We start from the raw sequence: 21586 nt of genomic DNA on the forward strand, positions 1-21586 counted from the left end.
ACTAAACCATAAACAAATCTGTAAAACTGAAATTACCCCCATAGTCTATTTTAACACTGAATTTATCTCCATAATCAGCACTAAACCTTAGCTGGATGCCAAGATCACCAAGTTGTGATTGTGCTTCTATAAAAGTTTCATCTGAGTCATCAAGTACAATCATCTTGGTATTTTCTGGTAAATATTTTGGGTCGCTGATAGCATATAGCTGTAGAAAAATATCGACTTCATTATTAGTTTCTCTAGCCACATGGAGCACTAAAGCCATCTGGTATCTATTATCCCAGGTAATTTTTTTAACTCGATGGACTCCTTTGATGTGCCTAAGAGCATATCTATAAGAAGGTTGTACTGTTCCTAAAATCTCGTGCCATGGATGCCAATTTTGTTGCTCCGCCTCACGAAAGTCATTGCCCAACCAATTATTCAAGTTTATTGCATTCTGAACAAGTTCAGTCTGCCAGGGATTTAGCACTGATGTTTCAGGTTCTAGCAGCTCATAAATTAGCTCATAAATATCAAAGTCTTTATCAAAGCAGTATTCTAATGACTGACGCTCTAACACTTGTTTAACTGACAAAACTGGCAAAACTGGAAAAGTAAAGCCCATAGAATTTAATTGTTGAGCATTTAAGGTTACCAAGGCTTCCAGATTATTAACCCTTGCACAAACCAGCTCTTCAGCAACTTCAAAACCTGTCACCTCTATAAGGTTGTATAATCGATCTTTCTCTGAAATGGTGTAATCGAAAGGGCATTCCTTTAGAATTCCCATTACCATAGATAAAATTTGTGTCGCATCTTTTTCGCTCCTCAGGATTTTGGCGTAATAAAATAATTTAGCCACAGTCGCTTTGGCAACATAGCCCTCAATTCGTTGGGATTCAATAATTTCCAACAACTTTAGCGTCTGTTCCAAAAACGGCTCTTGCTCGATCAGGAGACACATCAAGACACTTAAACTTACCAAAACCCTCATAATTGAACATCAATAGCAGTTCTCAAATGAATAAACTACAGTGAACACACCCAGTGAACACACCCAGTCAATGTTGATTGCAGCAACAGCTCATTCTCAGCTGACCCCCTAATCAGGAATGGGGGCTATTCACGTGAAAACCGCTGTATGCATCTTGTAACTAAATTGAGTAACTAATTAGTTACTCAATTTAGTAGTCCTTGAATTTAGAGTCTCTTGGAATCTCGGGGTTGACTGAAGACTTTTCACCTTTTACTAGCTTACGCAATCGCGCTGATTTAGACCCTTTTGATACAGAAGACCGAGGTTTACGGCTGCTTGGCTCCTGATCCAGTACCTGGTTTAGATTCTCCTTCATCTCCATGAATAACTCTTGCAATTCATCCAGACGCCTCTCTAGATTAGAGTCAGTCTTAGGTACAGGGGATACTCCCAGGGATTGAGCAACTCCTTGAATGGCAAGTGCGAGATCAGTAACATTGGTTTGTTTTCTGAGGTTCTCAACGGAGGCTTCTACTACTGTTAAACGCTCCTCTACTGAGTCATCGGTTTCCAAACCCTGTCTCAGCAGTCTGTTGATTAACTCTGTCACTGAAATGCCCTTCTCCTCAGCGCGCTCTTTGAGGGCTTGTGCTAGGTCTTCAGATAGTCTGAAACTAACTAGTTTTCTGGACATAACAATTTATTCACATTAACTAGTGATATACGTATTATAGCTTTTTTGGTGGCTAGTGATATACGTATTATAGCTGCTTGCTGATCAGTAATTACTATGATATGGTTCCTCTAACCCAGTTAATATAGGGATTTCAGCTATTTTCAAAAATATATCCCCGACGTCAGCCTGTCTGCTAGTGGTCAAATTTGATATACGTATGATATACAAAAGTTATACATGATTGGAGGTGCCCAGATGAAGCGTCTAAGAGACTTTTTCAGAAAAGCGAGAACTCCGATAGCGGTAGTGAGTGCAATACTTGTCGGAGCTAACGCTGGGATTGGAATTTGGCAAAATTTAGATTTAAACAGTCAAATTCAGGAGATTATCAACAAAACCTGGGATCATAGTGAGTCTTCTGCTGAAACAAGCAGGAAAGATACGGACCTTCCTGAAGATCTACCTCCTAAACTCTGAAGAAGCTACAGAAATCGGTGACTTGCCCACCCAGTGGCAAAGGGAATGAGTCGATGGGGGTGCATCTCTAGCTATGGTGATCAATGCTCTCTGTTTTAGGGAAGCAACTGAGTTGGGACTGAGAAATTTTTCCAGTCCCGTTAGCTATAGTAATGTGAATAATTTAGACAAAGAGCTTGAGGTCGCATTTCCGATCAACGTCTTGCTGTTACCGTAAGAAGTTGGTTTAAGCTGGTTGACTCAAGGCTTCCGTTAGATAATCTGCCGCTGCTTCCACTAATGCGATCGCATTTTCATAAATCATGCGAGTTGGTCCAATAATTCCCACACTTCCCACCGGCACTTGGTCTTGCTGATAGTTAGCAGATACCAAGGTACAGCCACGCATCGGTTCCAAGGAATTCTCCGCACCAATCCTAATATTCACACGAGAGTTAACTTCACACTCTTCCGGTACTTTAAAGATTACTGACCACAGTTGCTCCTGTTCCTCTTCCAACAGATGTAGCAAACCTAGAGTCTGGTCGATTTCCGAAAATTCTGGTTGACGCAACACCTCTGAGATGCCACGAATCATAATCGGGCTGGACTTAGGTGCTACAGTGCGGCGGGTCAACTCAGCTAATAAATTGCTGAAAAAATCCGCATAGCGGACAAATTCTCGGTCTAATTCACCCCAATCTAATTTCTCCAATTCCCTGAGAGTTCTTCCGCGCAGCTTACTATTCAAAAAGTTAGATAATATTTTTAACTCCCGCTCCACAATCGACTCATCAACCGTCCTATCATCCTCTGACTGGGGCAGATTCATCAATACCGACTGAGTTTCATAACTATCGGTAACTATAATCAACATCACCTGCCCTAGCTCTAGGTGCATCAACTGTAGATGGCGCAGGCGAGTAGTGCGATTGTCAGGGAAAGTAATTAAAGCAATATATCCACTAACCGTTGCCAGAATTTGAGCAGCATTCCGTAGCAATACCTCAAACTTAGCTTCCTCCCAGTTCAACTTCTCTGCCAATAAATTCTCAACATACTGACTCAAGGTTTCTGACGGTTGAATCAGCTGGTCAACATAGGTTCGATAACCTGAATCAGAAGGAACCCTACCTGCAGAGGTATGGGGTTGATATAGTAGTCCAACTTTTTCCAACATACTCATGCAAGAACGAATCGTCGCTGGACTAACACTCAGGTCATATTCTTGAACCAAGGCTTTAGAACCAACCGGTTCCGCCGTGGCAATATAGTGACGAATAGTCGCCCAGAGAATATGTTGTTGCCGACTTGTTAAACTTAGTTGTTGGCGAGACATTTTGAACCAAAGCTGAACTTCATTTTAAAGGGAAAAAAGTCTAAATTAGAGGGAGGAGTTACCATTAAGGTGATAAAACATAATAACTAGGAAGCGATGCAGCGCGGTTTTGGGGGTTTCCCCCATGAGCGACTGAATTAAGACATAGAATTTTGCCTAAAAGCTGGCTTGAGTTAAGCAGTCTTTAGTCCAAAACAGTAGGGCTGATAATTAGATATCCCAATCAATCACCAAAAATCAGGGTTGGTTTTGGTGAAAGTTGGAAGTATCTGGCATTTATCCATAGCTATGGCAGCTTCTGCTCACCCAAGGATTAAGTTGGTTATTAATACATTTTCTCTAATAATATTTGCTGTAAGAACATTTGTTCTAAGATAGCAGAATCTACTCATAGCAGTAGTTAGCAGTGAGCTGCAATTAGTAACGAGGAATGCTATCATCAACTATGATTGAGTATGCGTCAATACCCCCAGCTACATTCTTGACATTCGTGAACCCCTGACTGATTAACCACTGACACATCTGAGCCGAGCGCATACCATGATGGCACATGACCATGGTTTCGACTGCGGGGTCAAAGCGAGTAGAGATTTCCCCAGACCACTGAGCAAATTCACTCAAAGGCAGAATTTCAAACCCTTCTATAGAAGCGATCGCAACTTCTTGCCGTTCTCGGACATCAATAAGCTGTAACTGCTCCGGGGAATCTGCCATCTGCCTTGCCAGTTGTTCAACACTGATTTCAAGAAGAGGTTGATCAAACGATTGAGCGACCATAGGACGGAAATAGCTGTAACGCGCTTGTTTTCTTAGTTTTGACCTTTATTTTACCTCTAGTCATCCCAATTTCATTGATTCGCCCTAAAGATAATGATCAGGTGATGGGCTGAGCAGCTATGGTCGCTGATTAATATGTACCAATATTTAAAGGAGTTACGATCAGCATTAACATCAGCTTTAAGTCGTCAGCTATCATGCTTAAAATAAACATCGAACACAATAATTTAATAGTTCGAGATTTTACAGAATTGAAAGTTTGGTCATTTGCCCATCTAAGTATTCAGGCGTTGGCTGATAGCACCTCAAGTAGCACCTCAAGTAGCGCTTAAGCTGATAGCTGATAGCTAATTGGTAAAGAATAAATTAATACCAAAGCTATAAATAAATAATTAATGTGGCAGATAGCAGAGTGTCACAGGTATTCCTATCAAACAACAGAGGTTTATAGGAAAATCTAAGTAAGTACTGTAATTTTTTATAGTTTACTCGTACTCAAATAGGGAGGAAATAGTAACAACTAGTCTTAGGAGGGTTTTGACAATGGTACGACAAGGTGTTAGAGGAGTCATAGCTTTAATAGTAGCCCTCTGTTCTATGCCAGTTTTATCTCAGACAGCGAATTTTGCTTCTTTAAACTTATCACCTGGTTTTTCCCCAAGTCAAGGACAGGTCAGTGGTCACACCGGTGGTGCTTACTCGTTGTCATCGATTGCGAATAGCGATCGCAACAATGATCCCTGTATCGGTTTTGGAGACCCTACTCCAGATCACCTGATGGTTTTGGAGACAGATTTCCATAATTTAACTATAGGGGTCAACACAGGGGGAAAGGATACCACTTTACTAATTCAGTTTCCCAACAATCAGATCCTTTGTGGGGATGATACAGGTTCAAAAAAAGATGCCAGCATAACCGCACAAAATTGGCCAGCTGGGACATACCAAATCTGGGTAGGTTCCTTTGAGGGAGGACAAAGGTGGGATTACACCCTGACAGCTGTTGAGTAACTAAAAACGGTAAACTAGTTAGTAATCTGTTCAAGTATTAATTCTGGTGACCCCTAGTGCTATCTGCCCTGATTGCTGACTTCCGTATTATCTTTGAGCGTGACCCAGCTGCTCAGAACTGGCTGGAAGTTTTGTTCTGCTACCCTGGTCTACAGGCTCTGCTGTTCCATCGCTGCTGTCACTGGTTACATGTGATTGGGATTCCATTCATTCCTCGACTGCTGAGTCAGTTATCCCGATTTGTTACAGGTATTGAAATTCATCCGGGTGCCAAAATTGGTCATGGTGTATTTATCGACCATGGTATGGGTGTGGTGATTGGAGAAACCGCCATTGTGGGAGACTACTGTCTAATCTATCAAGGTGTTACCCTCGGCGGTACAGGAAAGGAAAGTGGCAAGCGCCACCCTACTCTAGGAGAAAATGTAGTGCTGGGAGCTGGTGCTAAGGTGCTAGGGAATATCCAAATTGGTAATAATGTGCGCATTGGTGCTGGCTCAGTGGTCTTGCGAGATGTTCCTTCCGATTGTACTGTCGTCGGTATTCCAGGTCGGATTGTCTATCGTTCCGGTGTGCGAGTCAATCCCCTTGAACATGGTAGCTTGCCTGACTCAGAAGCCAAGGTAATTCGAGCGTTAGTAGACCGGATTGAGTCTCTCGAACAACAGCTGCAAGAGTTAGCTCAGCAAAAATCTTCAATGGCATCAATGATGTCTGATCACTCTTCAACACCAGATGCTCCAGAGAAGGGGGCTAATGCCCCATGTTGTGATCTCCAGGATAAAGAAATTCGGCAGTTTTTAGATAGTTTTGATACTCCCACCGCTAAATCGAAGATTATAGCGGGGGATTCTTAAGAGCATAAAACTCTTACTGGCACAGCCAAACAGCCGAAGCTAAGGATTAACAGCTTTTTGAAACCACTCCCCAGAACTGTCTTGGTAGTAAAGCCATCGGTTTTGGGGGAAACCCTGCAACGCTAGGTGATCCACCTTGACTGGTTCGATCAATAATAGGCAAAAATTTGGCAAAGGCTGATCTAGGGCAGGTGGCGGTGGGGAAAAGGCTTGTTTATCTGCTACTCTGGCAACACCAGGGTCAGGCCAAGCAAATTGTAAACGAGCTGCATCAGAAAGATTTTGCCAAGTCTCTTGGCGGACTTGTTGAAGTCCTTCGTCGGCATAATCAGCAGTGATCAGGGTCAACTGGCCTGCTAAACGAAATTGTTCGCGAGTGTTAGGAAAGTACCAACAAACTTCTCCCCAGGGATGATGATTAATGTCGTGAATTTTCTGGCTACGGGTATCGGTAATAACTTTGAGTTGGTTGGAATTGTCCAAAAAACCTCGAAAAACTACGGTGCGGTTAGCCGGATAGCCCTTGGGGTCAACGGTTGCAAGTTGAAAGTAACGGGCATAAGCTAGGCTCCGATTGTGATGGAGTGCGCGAGCTAGGGGCGATCGCCAAAGAGCAATAGGCATTTTTTTTGAGACATAGCCCAGAAAATAGCGCAAATGTAGGGTAGTTTCAAGCTCAGGATGGAACCAAGTCGCAAGTTGGCTGACAAAACGTTAGAATCCCAATTAGAATCCCAATCTAATCACTCATACAACTATTGGCAGCACAACCAGCACCAGGAGAGCAACTCATGTTCCTCAATGAACTGACACCAATTTTTGAAGAATTTACTCAGCAGCCTGTAGCTTTTTTGGGCGGATTTTTTTCAGGAGTGTTCCGCCTGAATCTCTCAGATGATCCTCTCAAAAGTTGGCTAGAGGCTCAAACTGGCTCTGAAGCAGACAAAGATGGTCATAACAGAAGCGAAAATGATAAAAATAATGGTCCGCAGTCGATTTCCATTGATTAAGAGCTAATTCAACTCTATTTAGCGTGGGTGTTTGGGGTATAATTGGTGCTTAAGCACCACCCTAAAACATTTTTTTGATGAATTATTAAATAGTGTCAACTAGACAACCACTGATAATCCCGTAAGTGAGCTATCATGAAACGGTATTCACAAGTTCAGGGATTACTAGGGTAAAATTTTGATATTGCTTCCCCCCCCTGAGGTGGTTGCCCACTGTCGAAATTTACCACTGGTTCCTCAGATATGACCGTGAGCAACCAAAATACGTTGTACTCCGTTCTTCTGTGCCTCTGAACTTTAGTTCTATGTTCTGCCTCATCGATCGACATGACCATTTACGTCGGAAACCTGTCCTATCAAGCCACCGAAGACGACTTAAAAACAGTTTTTGGAGACTACGGCACCGTTAAACGAGTTGTTATGCCCACAGACCGTGAAACCGGCAAAATGCGCGGGTTTGCCTTTGTGGAAATGACAGAATCAGATCAAGAAGACTCAGCTATATCTCAGTTGGATGGTGCTGAGTGGATGGGACGTAGAATCAGGGTCAATAAAGCCAGACCTCGGGAAAATCGTAGTAACGCTCCACGGCGCAATTCCTGGTAGTTGGTAATCAGCTGTTGAACAAGATTGAGCGACGTATTCCCCCACCTGGCTATCGCCACGCTGCGCGAACGTTCAGGTGGGGGTTAGGGGCGCACATGTCTTACGCCTTCTGTCCGGTCAATCCGGTCAAGAAACGACAAATTCTGTGCTATAACTAGGTTTATGTTGAGCGGTACGGCAAAGGGCAGAACAAGATTCTGAATAACCTGGAGGCACGACCTCTCAACGAAAGGGAAATCAAACCTGTAAATCCTGTGTAGTCGGTTTATATACGTCAGACTCTAGGTGAGAGATTATAAACATGGCCCCATAGCGGAAACGACTTGGGGGAACAGTCCAGCAAAAGTCCTGGAAGCAGGCGCGAGAATGCCGCCTGTCGCGAGGGATAAGCCCTTGTAATCAAGACGGACACTCCCACCTGGTACGCGAGGTGGGGGTACTTCACGAGTTCTCAATTTGACCGTTGACCGTTGACCGTTGACCACTAACAGTCAACAGTCAACAAGATTCATGTACTTAAAAAGTTCATGATATTAAAACTGTCTAATCTCCTAGACAAATACCTAATCCTCTAGCGGTTCTTACCAGAGTTCCGTTCGGATTCACAGCTTGATAATGCTTAATCGTTTCCTCAATCGGTACACTTACAACCTGGCGATATTGCCATGTAACCATCTGGTCATATCGTTCATTGGCGATTAAGTCAACTGCTGCCACACCGAAGGCTGAGGCAATTAAGCGATCAAGGGGTGAAGGAGTGGCACCCCGCTGGGTGTGTCCAAGAACTGTAACTCGCGTTTCCGCTCCAATCGAATTACAAATCTCTTGGGCTAGATATTGGCCAATGCCACCTAATCGACATTCACCAAACCCCACATTACTCTGAAGCACCTCACCGCTTGCAGTGCGAACCGCCTCGGAAACAACGATTAAACAGAAGTTTCGCCCTTGCTCCTGAAGTTGCTTAATTTTATGGCAGACATTGTCAAGGGTATAAGGAATTTCTGGAATCAGAATAACGTCAGCCCCTCCTGCAATGCCAGCACTGATAGCAATGTGACCAGCATCACGCCCCATCACTTCCAAAATCATCACCCGGTCATGGCTAGCCGCTGTGAAATGTAAGCGATCTAGAGCTTCGGTGGCAATGTTAACGGCAGTGTCAAACCCAATGGAGCGCTCGGTAATGGCAACGTCATTATCGATAGTCTTCGGTATACCTACCAATTTCATCCCCCCTTGTTGGGCAAGTTTGCGCAAAATAGCCAAACTGCCATCACCTCCAATACCAATTAGAGCGTCTAGTCCCAGTTGGTGATAGCCATCAGCAATATCACTGCTGCGATCGCATAGCGTACCATCTGGCATCGGAAAAGCAAAGGGGTCGCCTTTGTTAGTAGTGCCAAGCATTGTACCACCCATAGTCAAGATCCGATCAACCTTGTCCAAAGTTAGGTTAATCGCTTGAGGCGGATTTTGCATCAACCCCTGAGTAGCCCGACAGATGCCAAGCACCTCCCAGTTGTAAGTAGCCACAGCTCGGTGAGTCACAGCTCGAATCACCGCATTGAGACCAGCACAATCTCCACCACTGGTGAGAATGCCAATGCGTTTAGTTTCTCCCATAATCTCCGTTTAAGGTTGCAATGCTTATGTTCAGATCAATTTGACCTCAGGTATAGGCTCCAAGACAAGAAAAATGGTGTGAAGATTTGATTTCTGTATTTCTTCTAAAGTTATTAAGCATCATCAAAAATGCCTCCCTAAGATAGAAAGTGAAGAGGACTAGGCACTGGGCCAATCGGTACTCTTGCGAACACCAACATCTCTGACAAACCAAGTGCCCTAAGACCTAGGGAGGACAAAAATTATGGCAGAGGGAGCTGAACCTAGAACTCAAGAAAGAGCCCTGGATCGGGATTGTAAAACGTTATCCCGTCACGTTTTCGAGCAACTCCAAAGTTTTTCGATGGAGGCACAAGACCTAAGTGCCCTCATGAATCGCATCGCCCTAGCTGCCAAGCTAATTGCTCAACGCATGAGCCGAGCTGGTTTGATGGAAGGGGTGTTAGGATTCACCGGTGAAGTCAATGTGCAGGGTGAATCTGTCAAAAGGATGGATCTCTATGCCAATGATGTTTTCATCTCGGTATTTAAGCAAAGTGGTCTCGTCTGTCGCTTGGCCTCCGAGGAAATGGAAAAACCCTACTATATCCCGGAGAATTGCCCAATTGGACGTTACACTCTGCTGTATGACCCCATTGATGGTTCCTCCAATATCGACACGAACTTGAATGTTGGTTCGATTTTTTCGATTCGTAAGCAAGAAGGAGAGGATCTAGACGGGGAAGCCCGTGATCTTCTCCAAAACGGGCATAAGCAAATTGCTGCTGGCTACGTTCTCTATGGTCCTAGCACAATGCTGGTGTATTCCATCGGCACGGGTGTTCATGCCTTCACTCTCGATCCAACCTTGGGAGAGTTTATCCTGTCGAAGGAAAACATTCAGGTGCCAGAACATGGCCCAGTGTATAGCACCAATGAAGGCAACTTCTGGCAGTGGGAAGAATCCATACGGGACTATGTTCGCTATGTCCATCGCCATGAAGGCTATACCGCTCGCTATGGTGGGGCATTAGTGGGAGATTTTCACCGCATCTTGTATCAGGGCGGTGTATTCCTTTATCCCGGTACTGTGAAAAAACCAGAAGGGAAGTTGCGTCTACTATACGAATCTTCTCCCCTAGCCTTTTTGATAGAACAAGCCGGAGGCGCTGCCAGTACAGGTACCGAAGACATTTTGGACACTGTGCCAACAACCCTCCATGCTCGTACTCCATTAATTATTGGCAGCAAAGAGGATGTAGCTTTGGTCAAGTCCTTCATCGAGGAAAAGGCAAGGCAGGCGCAAGAAAAGTTGGAAGTGGCAGGGCACTTAGATCAGGGTGAACCGGTTGAAGGTTAACTGGTTGAAGGTTGAAGGTTGAAGGTTGAAGGTTAACTGGTTGTTCGCGTAGCGTGGCCTTTTGGCCAAGGTTAAGCGGTTGTTCGCGTAGCGTGGCCTTTTGGCCAAGGTTAACAGGTTGAACGCGATGGACGAAGTCCCGCAATCGAGCGATCGCGTGGCCAAAGGCCAAGGTTAACCGGTTGAACGCGATGGACGAAGTCCCGCAATCGAGCGATCGCGTGGCCAAAGGCCAAGGTTAACCGGTTGAAGGTGGCAATGAATACCTCCCTACCCTTCGGTTTTTCCTTTGGGGTAAGGCCACGGCTAATCTTTGAGAAAAGCTTCGCCGAACTCCAACCAACCGTCAAGCCAATAGTCAAGCCAATAACTTTCAACCAACCAACTAACCCTACACCGAACCCCAAGGCGAACAACCAATCAACCAACCTTCAACCAATCAACCTTCAACCACCCAACCTTCAACCACCCAACCTTCAACCAACCAACCTTCAACCAACCAACCTTCAACCAACCAACCTTCAACCAACCAACCTTCAACCTTCAACCAACCAACCCTACACCGAACCCGAAAGGTGAACAACCTTAAACCCTTGACAAATAACACATAAGGAGCTAAGCAATGACAACGACAGCCGAGAATCCGATTTTTCAGATTGAAAAAAATTATGGTCAGAGTATCTGGATGGATAATCTCAGCCGCACGCTGATTGAGTCTGGAGAACTAAAAGAACTGATTAAAACCCGGGGAATTTGTGGGATAACCTCCAACCCAGCAATTTTTGAAAAAGCGATCGCAGGCAATGCCATCTACGATACCGATATCGAAGCCGGTATTCGTGCCGAGAAGTCGGTGATGGAAATTTACGAAACCCTGGTATTTGAAGACATTTCTAATGCTTGTGATATCTTCAAACCTGTCTACGACCAAACCAATGGGTTAGATGGTTACGTCAGCATTGAAGTCCCACCCACTATCGCCAAAGATACTCAAAGCACGATTTCCGAAGCCCAACGCTATTACGAAGCTATTGGTAGGGAAAACGTGATGATTAAGATTCCCGGTACCCCAGAAGGGTTACCCGCAGTAGAGCAAGCTATCAGTGAAGGCATCAACGTTAATGTCACCTTGCTCTTCTCTGTAGAAAGCTACGTTGAGACATTCTGGGCTTATATCCGGGGTTTGGAAAAACGAGCCGCAGAAGGGAAAGATATTAGCAAGATTGCTTCTGTAGCTAGTTTCTTCCTCAGCCGCATTGATACCAAAGTGGATGCCAAATTGGAGGAAAAAAGTGCGGCGAGCGATGACCCCAATGTGACAGAGAAGCTAAAGGGAATCGAAGGCAAAGTTGCGATCGCTAACGCTAAAGTTGCCTACCAGAAGTACAAAGAAATTATCCAAAGCGATCGCTGGAAAGCTCTATCAGCAAAAGGTGCACAGGTACAACGGTTATTGTGGGCAAGCACCAGTACCAAAAACCCTGCCTACAGCGATGTGATGTATGTCGATGAACTTATTGGACCGAATACTGTCAACACCCTGCCTCCCAATACCATCGAAGCTTGTGCCGATCACTGTTCCCCAGAAAGTCGGATTGAGACAGGTGTTGAAGAAGCTTACCAAACCATAAACTCTCTTAACGATCCTGATGTCAATATCAATCTCAGCGAAGTTATGGATGAATTACTTGAGGAAGGGATCGTTAAATTTGTTAAGCCCTTTGATTCCTTAATATCATCTTTAGAAAGCAAAGTCAAACTATTGGCTACGGTGTAATAGAAGACGTTGAAGGTTGCCAGTTAATTTAGGTTGAAGGTTGTCGGTTGACAAAATGGCTTCGATAGAAAGCTAATTTAAAGTGTTAACCGTCACCCTTCAGCCTACCCTAAAACGAACACCTGGGTAACAACAACCTTTAACCTTTAACCTTTAACCTGATAACCTTGGCCAAAAGGCCACGCTACGCGAACACCCTGATCACCTTCAATAGGCAAAGATGGTTACTCTGCTAGAAAATCCCTTAAGAGTGGGCTTGCAACAGGAGCGCACGCCAGAACCATTGATTATGGTGATTTATGGCGCGTCCGGAGATTTGACTAAACGCAAGCTCGTACCAGCACTTTACCAGCTTAAACGAGAACGACGTCTACCACCAGAAATTACCATAGTTGGTGTTGCCCGTCGAGATTGGACTCATGACTACTTCCGGGAACAAATGCGGGAGGGAATTGAGGAATTTTCCGACGGGATTCAATCGGAGGAGTTGTGGCAAGACTTTGCCGATGGCCTGTTTTACTGTTCCGGTGACATGGATAAAGCCGAAAGTTACCAGAAGCTGAAAGCCTTCTTGGCAGAACTCGATGGTAAACGGGGAACACGGGGAAACCGGGTATTTTATTTAGCGGTAGCTCCCAGATTCTTCACAGAAGCCATCCAGCAATTGGGGGCAGCGGGAATGTTGAGTGACCCAGTCAAGCAGCGCTTGGTAATTGAAAAACCCTTCGGAAAGGATTTAAGTTCAGCTCAATCTCTGAACCGGGTGGTACAAAAAGTTTGCAAGGAAGAGCAAATTTACCGCATTGACCACTATCTCGGCAAAGAAACCGTTCAGAATCTGTTAGTGTTCCGTTTTGGTAATGCTATATTTGAGCCCCTTTGGAATCGCCAGTTTGTTGACCATATCCAAATTACCGTAGGCGAATCGGTAGGGGTAGAGGAACGGGCAGGTTACTACGACAAATCCGGCGCACTGCGGGATATGGTGCAGAACCATTTGATGCAGCTATTTTGCCTAACGGCCATGGAAGCTCCCAATGCTCTGGACGCTGACAGTATCCGTACTGAAAAGGTCAAGGTGATTCAAGCTACTCACCTGGCAGATATTCATAATCTAGAAAATTCAGCAGTGCGGGGTCAGTATGCAGCAGGTTGGATGAAAGGCAAACAAGTGCCTGGGTATCGGGAAGAGAAAGGGGTTGACCCCAATTCCACTACCCCCACCTATGTCGCCCTAAAGCTACTGATTGATAACTGGCGCTGGCAAGGAGTTCCCTTTTACCTGCGCACGGGTAAACGACTGCCGAAGAAGGTCAGTGAGATCTCCATTCAGTTTCGTAAAGTTCCCCTAATGATTTTTAAATCTGCGGCTCAGCAGACTAGCCCCAATGTCTTAACTCTGCGCTTGCAGCCCAATGAGGGAATTTCTCTGCGTTTTGAGGCGAAACGGCCAGGACCAGATTTGCGCACCCGCACCGTAGATATGGACTTTAGCTACGGTTCTTCCTTTGGTGTGGCAACCGCTGATGCGTATAATCGACTGTTACTTGACTGTATGTTAGGGGATCAAACCTTGTTTACCCGTGCTGATGAAGTGGAAGAAGCCTGGCGGGTAGTGACACCAGCCTTAGCAGCTTGGGATGGTCCGGCTGACCCAGCATCGATACCTCAGTATGAAGCAGGAACTTGGGAACCGAAGGAAGCTGAAAACCTCATTAATCGAGATGGGCGTCGTTGGCGCAGACTTTAAGTTAGTTAGTGACTACTGACTACTGACTACTGACCATTGACCATTGACAAAAAACAAGTGAATTGCTATGGCTACACAATCTCCTCCGTTGCTTTCGATACAACCACCCAAAGATGTTTCTTTGGGTGAAATTGAAGCGGAACTGCGTCAAATTTGGCAAAGCTATGGTGAAAACGGTGATTCGCCCAGTGCGATCAGGGCAACCACATTTAGTTTAGTGGTTTATGAACCCGAAGAAACCCAGCAGCTCTTAGCAGCACTGGGATATTATTCCGGTCCAATTGATGGTATCCTAGGCCCGCGCATGGTGGCTGCTCTCAAGGCAGCACAGAAAGCCTACGGATTGGAAAGAACGGGTAAAGCAGATGAGGCGACTAAGGCAAAACTACGGGAGGAATACAATGAATCTGTCCAGAAGGGACAGACTCAGAAGAAGTTAGAGTATTCCGGTGATTTAGAAGGATTTGGCATTGCCGATGCGATCGCAGCCTCTAACCCCTGTCGCATTATTGCCCTTTGTCCTATTGCCGGAGAAGATGAAGGGGTTAAGGCTCAGGTATCTGCCTCTTGCCCCATTCAAAAGCAAAGCCAGAGTACATTAATATGTTGTGAATACATCACCCTAACTGGCACGGCTGCTGCGTTGGAACGGATTAGCGGTGTCATTTCGGAATTGATGTTACCAGAACTGCCGAAATTCCTATGGTGGAAGGGAACTCCCGATCCTAATTATGGGTTGTTCCAACGCTTAGCAGGGCTAAGTAATACCGTCATTGTTGACTCAAGTAGCTTTAACAATCCAGAGGAACAGTTATCACAAATGTGTGAGCTGATCAATCAGGGCACACCAGTGGCTGACCTGAATTGGGCACGGTTGGCAGCATGGCAAGAGTTAACCGCAGAAGCATTTGATCCACCAGAACGTCGTGGGGCAATCTACGAAGTTGATCAAGTTACCATTGATTACGAAAAAGGGAATGAGGCTCAAGCACTGATGTTTCTGAGTTGGTTAGCATCTCGCTTAGAATGGCTTCCCACGTCTGATCTCAAAGAAGGTGGGGATTACGACCTGCGGCGTGTTAAATTTATCAGACCCAACCAGCAACCTGTAGAAGCAGAATTGGCAGCTATCCCCGTAGCTGATGTCGGAGATGTGGCAGGTGATTTGATTAGCCTGCGCTTGGGTTCGACCAACCTGCAAGCTGATTGCTGCACTGTATTGTGTTCACAAACCACTGGTTGTATGCGGATGGAAGCTGGTGGTGGTGCTCAGTCTTGCCGCATTCAGCAGGTATCGCCTTTATTTGACCAGAAGACAGAGTTTTTGCTCTCTCAGCAATTACAACGCTGGGGTCGGGAGATGCTATACGAAGAAAGTATGGCAGTAACCAAGGAAATTTTGAAGTTGACGGTAACAAGTTGAAGGTTTGACAGAAGCGTTGAAGGTTAACAAGTTGCACGTTCAATGTTGAGATCATAAACTTTAACCTTAAAACCTTAAACCTTCAACTCTTCAATGGCTTTAATCATCGCTGGTGAACGTAGTGGGGTGGGCAAAACAACAGTTACGCTCGCCCTATTGTCGTATTTATCCAAGTGTAACTATAAAATTCAATCCTTTAAAGTCGGTCCGGATTACATTGACCCGATGTTTCATCAGCGGGTTACGGGACGTCCTTGTCGGAATTTAGACCCAGTATTAACCTCTGAAGATTATGTTAAAGATTGCTTTTATCGCCATTGCCAGGGAGTAGATTCTGCCCTGATTGAAGGGGTGATGGGGTTATTTGATGGAGCATCAGGAAAGGATGATTTTGCCAGCACAGCTCATGTAGCGCGGCTGTTAGACATACCAGTGTTATTAGTGTTGGATTGCTCTCGGTTATCTCGTTCCGTGGCTGCGATCGCATATGGCTATCAATCCTTCGATCCCAGGATTACCATAGCTGGGGTAGTTTTGAATCGAGTCGGAAGCTCACGCCATTTGGAATTGCTCAAGGATGCTCTCGAACCGTTACACATTCCTGTATTAGGAGAGCTACAGCGTCAGGATAATATAACTATTCCCGATCGGCACTTGGGCTTGATACCTACTGCTGAAATTACTCAACTGGATGCTTTGATTAACCGACTTGCTGATCTAGGACAGAATTGCTTTAATTGGGAGCATCTTCACTTAGAGTTGAAGGTTAAGAGGTTACAGGTTGAAGGTTCTTCGGAGTTGAAGGTTAAGAGGTTACAGGTTGAAGGTTCTTCGGAGTTGAAGGTTAAGAGGTTACAGGTTGAAAGTTCTCTAGACAACCTGCAACCTACCAACCTTCAACTTGTAACCTCTAATAACCGACCACCTGCTCTAATCCGAATTGCTGTAGCATGCGATCGCGCTTTTAGTTTCTATTACCAAGACAATCTCGATAGTTTGGAACAGCTAGGAGCAGAGTTAGTGTATTGGAGTCCCCTCACCGATACCACTTTACCTCCTGATATACAAGGGATGTACTTTGGTGGTGGTTTTCCAGAAGTTTTTGCTGAGCAACTCGCCGAAAATACTAGTGCGCGAGAGTCAGTGCGAACAGCTATAGAGTCAGGGATGCCCACTTATGCTGAGTGTGGCGGATTGATGTATTTGGGGGAGCAGATTACAGATTTTGACGGGAAATCTTGGTCAATGGTAGGGGTATTACCCACGGTTACGGTGATGGGAAAATCCCTTACTTTAGGATATCGACAGGCAACTGCTTTGGTCGATGGACCCTTGTTACCTGTCGGAGCAACGGTTTGGGGACATGAATTTCATCGCTCCCACTTGACAGTCATGCCCTCCAATCCCTTGTTTGAGTTACGGGGATATAACCAGAGAAAGGTTGGAGTTGAAGGTTGGCAAGTCTATCAGCTCCATGCTTCCTATGTTCATCTCCATTGGGGTAGTTGTCTAGAAGTTCCGGTTCGATTTTTGCAATGCTGTCAAATGTGGTGTAAGAAAAAGAATCAAGCAACGTCCTGGCTGAGTGCTGAATCCGGTCGTTGATCAACACGAATCCCATCTTTGAAGTTCACTGCTTCAATCACCTATCTGTGTCAGGTTGTTGATTCCACCTGGAGTTTATGCATTATCCAGGATGTTATTACCTTTACAGCTTTTCTCGACTGTCTTAAACTGCTGGCGACCAGCACCCTTGACTAACTGAACAGCAAACTGGGATGCCGTAAACACAGGAGGTTTGTCTAAAGCACCTTGAGCCTGTAGATTCTCGATCAGGTCATTCTTAATTTGATTAATATCTAGTACACCAGAACTGAGGGTGTCACATCGAAAAGTAATAGGTGAAGTAACAGCATTACCACCATTCTCAAGAATCTGCTCCCCAGCTGTATGGCCACCGATTCCCAAGCCACGTAGGGCGACTTCATAGTCGGGCGCATTAATCACCCCAAAATTTAGCCCCTCCGGTGGTTCAGTAAAATCGATCCTCTGGGGTACACCATTGAACAGACAGATCAGTACATTATTGGAGACACGATCCATACGCAGGAGCGGTAAGACGTTGGTACCTTCCTCATCGCTGTAGGCAGTAACTTCTAACCCTGGCCAGCCACTGACCACAGCAGAGCGCAATAACACTCCAGTAAGGGTACCTCCCACTGCCGCCTTATCAACTGTAGGCTTAGCCCGCAGCTTAGCACGCACATTATGCTGTGCCAAAGCAGCAGCTTGTACAGTTTCTTCAAAAGTGGTAAGCACCTGTACATAATCCTGAGTGGAACCAAGAGCAATGTTAACGGCACCGTCAATCAGGCGATTGGTCCAGTTTTGGTCAATATAAAAAAAGCGAATTGACTCAATAGGCAGCATAGCTGCATCAGGTACTAGGTACTCAAAGGGCACACCATAGAGGAGGATCAAACGTGCTAGCCACTGAACAATGTTATCGGGAATGGTAATTGGCGGAGGAGTATCAGCTTCAGTAGCCTGTGTAGACAGCTTGACCGCAGCAGTAGGCAGAGGAGTATCAGTTTCAGTAGCCTGTGTAGCTAGCTTGACCGCAGCAGTAGATACACCTACCGCTTTTCGGTACACTTTGAGTAATTGTTGGTGTCCTTGGGTTGAGTTGTTCACAGATTCTTCTCTTAAAGCATCTTGGATTTGGTCTTCCAGAAGTAAGGACTTAGGGGAGTGTAGGTCTAGACCCCACAAACTCAAATCCTTACTTTTTTCTACATACCACTCACTACTAGCCTGACAGGCTTGTGTTTGTGGGTGGGATGGTGTTGCGCCAATCCCACCTGTTGACAGAGCCCTAGGTATCTTCAGTCAGAGGATGCTGCAGGTGTTGAAACAATAGATGCAGAGCATCGTTGCCAGCAGTAAGTTGACTCTGCCATAGGTTAGAGTCAATCACACCAGGCAGCTGACCAGTAGCTTGGTCACGACAATGATGAGGTTGAACTAGATTGATGCGTTTAGCAGGTGTCGAGGTCTGAGCTTGGATGCTGGCTCTGGGCTGTGTAGGAACAGTAACCATTTGGCTAAGCAGATTCATGGCCGAGAGCAGTATGGGAGTAACCTCAGTTTTGGGAATTTGCCCCATTTGTAAGGTTGGCTGGATTGTTAATTGCTGAAGGTGTTCTTCTGCTACCGCACCATGTTGTTGCTGGTAGTAATTAAGCCGCCACTCAAACAAAGCACGGGCAAAAGCTGCATCCGAAAGAGCCAAGAGCTGGCCAATTTGCCAAGCACTAGCAAATGCCATATTGAACAGACCAGTTTCTGGGTCGTAGCGAATTGCTCGATCGCTAAAGAAATACGGTCCTAGCGTATCAGGCTTAGTGGGGACTGGTGTCAACGGACCACGATACCAAGAAGTCGTTACCTCTCCAGTTCGGGTGGTGTTTTGCAAGGGAATATAACCAATTTCCAAGGCTTCCTGAACAGCAGTTTGTGCCTGTTGCGTTACCGAATCACCCTCAGGAGATGGAAAAGCTGTGTGGGTAGGCTGCAGCAAATCAATACCACCACGCTCACAGAGGTTTTGCATATAGTACAGAAAACTACCTCGCGATGCTGCAGCAGTAAAAGCCCATCGCGCTAAAACCACTAAGCGGATCTTGGTGAAGTTGCTAGGAATACCTGAGTTTCCATGGAGATGATCCTGGTGTCCTTCAAGAGATACCAAAAAACAAATATTTTCAGCGTTAGTTTTGGGCAGGCGATTGCCCACTACGACAGAAAACCAACCATCCTCTAACATGTTCAACACTTCTTTTTGATCCGTGTTGACCTCACGCACATGAGCTAGAAAAGGCAACTCCACTAAGGATGGTGAAATTGCTTGGAAAACCCCCAGATCCAAATCCACTGCCAACAACTGGCTGTTCCTTTCCTCCTCAGTTAAATCAGCCGCATCAATTAAAGTGGGGGGTAAAATGCTACCATCACCAGGATCGATCAAATCGTTTACTGTAATAGTGATAGGCTGAGTACCGTTGATTTCTTCAGGGTAAACGGTCAGAAGTGCCAACCAAGGAGGTACTGTACCATCAGCATCACCACGACTATTAGTGCTGCCATCAATCGTACGCACCCACGGTAAGGTACGGGTACGCAGCACTACATGACAGAGAGATTCCTCATAATCACCCACCTCATTTGCAGGTGGATAGACAGATTGCAAATCCTGGGGTGGCAGGCGAAAACGTGGCCCAGTCACCACAAAGGGTGACTGGGTACCGAAATGGTTATTATCAGGTTGGGATTTTAGACCTTCTACAGTCTGCTCAGCCAAAAACTGATAACCACCAGCTTGCAAGGGTGGTTCAGCAGCAGCATAAAAGCGCACTTGACCTGGCTTGAGGTCTTCGTTGGCGGTGGCGAGGGCGATATTAGTCATAGAGATTATTACTTATGGGCGCTATTAGTCGTAGCTAAGGTTATAACGAAAAGCATCGTTGGTAGGTTGGTTAGCTAGGTGATCGACAGTTGACAGGTCTCTGGGGGGATGTGGCTCAGGGTATAGGTATCACCAACCAGCTCCCCAGCTAACCCAGACTGTTGCAACGCTTCAGCAGTTTGAGCAAAACCCAAAACCCCTTGAATATCTTCAGTACTCGCACTCGCTGATGGACGAATTAGGACTGCCAACTGGGCAGAGAAAGTCTGAGGTCGAGGCGGTACATCATACAAGTAAACTCTTAAATCGCCTATTTCTATGGGAGGAACAGATACGACAGCCTCCTCTGCATAGACCGGATTAGCCAGTTCCTCAGTCCACAATAACTGAATCCGAGGCATAGTAATGCCCCGCATGATTATAGCAATACTAACAGGACTGTTATGGAACAGTGTTTCAACCCAACCCGGTAACAATTGCCCAGCACCCCCCTGTACCTGGTTAGCTTTCACCACAGTGCTCGCTAAAACCTGACCACGACGCTGTCGCTTATGAGGTCGCGGTGGTGCCTGGGTACGTATCAGACAGCAATCACCCATAAAGTAATACTGGTTAAGGCGAGTCCACTCACTATCGATGTGCCAACCACTGACGGTATCAGCACTACTAACAGTGCCAGTTGCAACTAGTTCTTCGGCGATCTCTGGTAAAACGTGGGAGTTAGCCTGACACGGATCAACGACGACATGCTGGATCAGTTCCTGACTGTCGTTAAAACTTAATAAGCGTAGCGGTAACTGACCAGTGAATGTGACCTCCTTGGCAGCATTTGTATTCAGCTTAAGCAGAGCAGTGGCACCTGTTGTTATTGCTACCTTAAGGCCTTCTTCGCTATGAGTAGTCCCAACAGGTTCACCTGACTGCCACTTGGCGCGAGCTAGGGGACGGGTAACATTATTTAATCGTCGTGTCCCTTTACCCAAACAACAACATCTTGTACCAACCCGATAACGACGAACAGTACCAATCACTTTGCTCTCAGGATTTCCATTGCTCTCTGCAACCGCAGCTAAACTACGAACCTGTGGTGTCGGCCCTAGACTAACTAGAGTAGCCTCTGTTGGTACCTGAGCAAGGTCTACTCCAAGGGGTGCGAGACTCGGTGGAGACTGATACACATTAGCCACATTAGCCTGCAAAACCACCAGACTAGGATTATTCAGAGCAGGTTGGCTCACAGCACGTAGAGCAGCCAGCATCCCATTGCGTAGAGGAATAACATGCACTGGATCCATAATAGTGTCAGAAATTACTTGAGCGCGCATATTCTGGCTGGGTAACGTTTTGGCTGTGTATTGGGGGGTCCAGGTAAAAGGCAAGGGTAAGGGACCGAGATCCACATATGCCAGGGTAGAGAGTGCTATAGGACCAACAGGAACATAAGTTAATACCTGGGAACCTGTAAGGGTGATGCCCATAATACTATTAGGAATAGTTTTCGCCTCAGGCACAC

22 protein-coding genes are annotated in these 21586 nt (G+C 45.7%); 11 read left to right on the forward strand and 11 right to left on the reverse strand.

Annotated elements, in window-relative coordinates; all coding sequences use genetic code 11:
• Position 1: 1 nt before the first annotated feature.
• Both F6K57_RS15150 and F6K57_RS15155 read right to left on the reverse strand, forming a co-directional pair.
• On the reverse strand, positions 2–898 hold the full coding sequence (locus F6K57_RS15150) for a DUF1822 family protein (RefSeq protein WP_293068908.1): 897 nt from the start codon (positions 896–898) through the stop codon (positions 2–4).
• Positions 899–1169: 271 nt separating this feature from the next.
• The gene (locus tag F6K57_RS15155) at positions 1170–1655 is read right to left on the reverse strand and encodes a ribbon-helix-helix protein, CopG family (protein WP_293068911.1); all 486 of its coding nucleotides are present in this window, start codon (positions 1653–1655) and stop codon (positions 1170–1172) included.
• Between the two features lie 237 nt (positions 1656–1892).
• Here F6K57_RS15155 and F6K57_RS15160 point away from each other — a divergent pair, with 237 nt between their 5' ends.
• Positions 1893–2114, forward strand: coding sequence for a hypothetical protein (locus F6K57_RS15160; RefSeq protein WP_293046887.1), 222 nt, complete (start codon positions 1893–1895; stop codon positions 2112–2114).
• A gap of 226 nt (positions 2115–2340) precedes the next feature.
• Here the strand turns inward: F6K57_RS15160 and hrcA are convergent, their stop codons facing one another.
• Entirely contained in the window at positions 2341–3432 is a 1092-nt protein-coding gene (gene hrcA / locus F6K57_RS15165; protein ID WP_293017368.1) for a heat-inducible transcriptional repressor HrcA, read from the reverse strand.
• Between the two features lie 417 nt (positions 3433–3849).
• Complete coding sequence (locus tag F6K57_RS15170) at positions 3850–4209, reverse strand: rhodanese-like domain-containing protein (protein ID WP_293068915.1); 360 nt, start codon at positions 4207–4209, stop codon at positions 3850–3852.
• 597 nt (positions 4210–4806) lie between these two features.
• Here F6K57_RS15170 and F6K57_RS15175 point away from each other — a divergent pair.
• Together F6K57_RS15175 and cysE are read left to right on the forward strand one after the other, a co-directional pair.
• The gene (locus tag F6K57_RS15175; protein WP_293068918.1) at positions 4807–5220 is read left to right on the forward strand and encodes a hypothetical protein; all 414 of its coding nucleotides are present in this window, start codon (positions 4807–4809) and stop codon (positions 5218–5220) included.
• A 56-nt stretch (positions 5221–5276) separates the two neighbouring features.
• On the forward strand, positions 5277–6077 hold the full coding sequence (gene cysE, locus F6K57_RS15180; protein WP_293017371.1) for a serine O-acetyltransferase: 801 nt from the start codon (positions 5277–5279) through the stop codon (positions 6075–6077).
• Positions 6078–6116: 39 nt separating this feature from the next.
• On the opposite strand, the gene F6K57_RS15185 is transcribed toward cysE, so the two are convergent.
• Entirely contained in the window at positions 6117–6701 is a 585-nt protein-coding gene (locus F6K57_RS15185) for an Npun_F5749 family FMN-dependent PPOX-type flavoprotein (RefSeq protein WP_293017372.1), read from the reverse strand.
• A gap of 167 nt (positions 6702–6868) precedes the next feature.
• Between F6K57_RS15185 and F6K57_RS15190 the strand changes: the two genes are divergently transcribed.
• Both F6K57_RS15190 and F6K57_RS15195 read left to right on the forward strand, forming a co-directional pair.
• Positions 6869–7087: a hypothetical protein gene (locus F6K57_RS15190; RefSeq protein WP_293017579.1), complete on the forward strand. Its 219-nt coding sequence runs from the start codon at positions 6869–6871 to the stop codon at positions 7085–7087.
• 327 nt (positions 7088–7414) lie between these two features.
• Positions 7415–7693: an RNA-binding protein gene (locus F6K57_RS15195; RefSeq protein WP_075902801.1), complete on the forward strand. Its 279-nt coding sequence runs from the start codon at positions 7415–7417 to the stop codon at positions 7691–7693.
• Between the two features lie 543 nt (positions 7694–8236).
• On the opposite strand, the gene F6K57_RS15200 is transcribed toward F6K57_RS15195, so the two are convergent.
• Complete coding sequence (locus F6K57_RS15200; RefSeq protein WP_293017373.1) at positions 8237–9319, reverse strand: ATP-dependent 6-phosphofructokinase; 1083 nt, start codon at positions 9317–9319, stop codon at positions 8237–8239.
• 244 nt (positions 9320–9563) lie between these two features.
• Between F6K57_RS15200 and fbp the strand changes: the two genes are divergently transcribed.
• Positions 9564–10658, forward strand: coding sequence for a class 1 fructose-bisphosphatase (gene fbp / locus F6K57_RS15205; protein ID WP_293068923.1), 1095 nt, complete (start codon positions 9564–9566; stop codon positions 10656–10658).
• On the opposite strand, the gene F6K57_RS15210 is transcribed toward fbp, so the two are convergent.
• Together F6K57_RS15210 and F6K57_RS15215 are read right to left on the reverse strand one after the other, a co-directional pair.
• Entirely contained in the window at positions 10629–10766 is a 138-nt protein-coding gene (locus F6K57_RS15210; protein ID WP_293068925.1) for a hypothetical protein, read from the reverse strand. The two genes, fbp and F6K57_RS15210, sit on opposite strands and share 30 nt — an antisense overlap.
• A gap of 2 nt (positions 10767–10768) precedes the next feature.
• The gene (locus F6K57_RS15215) at positions 10769–10894 is read right to left on the reverse strand and encodes a hypothetical protein (protein ID WP_293038000.1); all 126 of its coding nucleotides are present in this window, start codon (positions 10892–10894) and stop codon (positions 10769–10771) included.
• 22 nt (positions 10895–10916) lie between these two features.
• Between F6K57_RS15215 and F6K57_RS15220 the strand changes: the two genes are divergently transcribed.
• From F6K57_RS15220 to F6K57_RS15240, 5 genes are all read left to right on the forward strand, one after another.
• Positions 10917–11237: a hypothetical protein gene (locus F6K57_RS15220; protein WP_293068928.1), complete on the forward strand. Its 321-nt coding sequence runs from the start codon at positions 10917–10919 to the stop codon at positions 11235–11237.
• 43 nt (positions 11238–11280) lie between these two features.
• On the forward strand, positions 11281–12435 hold the full coding sequence (gene tal / locus F6K57_RS15225) for a transaldolase (RefSeq protein ID WP_293017376.1): 1155 nt from the start codon (positions 11281–11283) through the stop codon (positions 12433–12435).
• 220 nt (positions 12436–12655) lie between these two features.
• Positions 12656–14185 carry a glucose-6-phosphate dehydrogenase gene (gene zwf, locus F6K57_RS15230; protein ID WP_293017377.1) on the forward strand — a complete coding sequence of 510 codons (1530 nt, stop codon included), beginning with the start codon at positions 12656–12658 and terminating at the stop codon, positions 14183–14185.
• Positions 14186–14252: 67 nt separating this feature from the next.
• Entirely contained in the window at positions 14253–15608 is a 1356-nt protein-coding gene (gene opcA / locus F6K57_RS15235) for a glucose-6-phosphate dehydrogenase assembly protein OpcA (protein WP_293068933.1), read from the forward strand.
• Positions 15609–15701: 93 nt separating this feature from the next.
• Positions 15702–17213: a cobyrinate a,c-diamide synthase gene (locus F6K57_RS15240; RefSeq protein ID WP_293017379.1), complete on the forward strand. Its 1512-nt coding sequence runs from the start codon at positions 15702–15704 to the stop codon at positions 17211–17213.
• Positions 17214–17288: 75 nt separating this feature from the next.
• On the opposite strand, the gene F6K57_RS15245 is transcribed toward F6K57_RS15240, so the two are convergent.
• The 3 genes from F6K57_RS15245 to F6K57_RS15255 form a co-directional block, all read right to left on the reverse strand.
• On the reverse strand, positions 17289–18386 hold the full coding sequence (locus F6K57_RS15245; protein WP_293017380.1) for a hypothetical protein: 1098 nt from the start codon (positions 18384–18386) through the stop codon (positions 17289–17291).
• A 97-nt stretch (positions 18387–18483) separates the two neighbouring features.
• Positions 18484–20073, reverse strand: coding sequence for a hypothetical protein (locus F6K57_RS15250; protein ID WP_293068936.1), 1590 nt, complete (start codon positions 20071–20073; stop codon positions 18484–18486).
• Between the two features lie 74 nt (positions 20074–20147).
• Positions 20148–21586, reverse strand: a 1439-nt coding sequence (locus F6K57_RS15255; protein ID WP_293068939.1) for a hypothetical protein, incomplete at its 5' end; no start/stop codon positions are given.

The organism is Moorena sp. SIO4A5 (assembly GCF_010672005.1).
Classification (GTDB): domain Bacteria; phylum Cyanobacteriota; class Cyanobacteriia; order Cyanobacteriales; family Coleofasciculaceae; genus Moorena.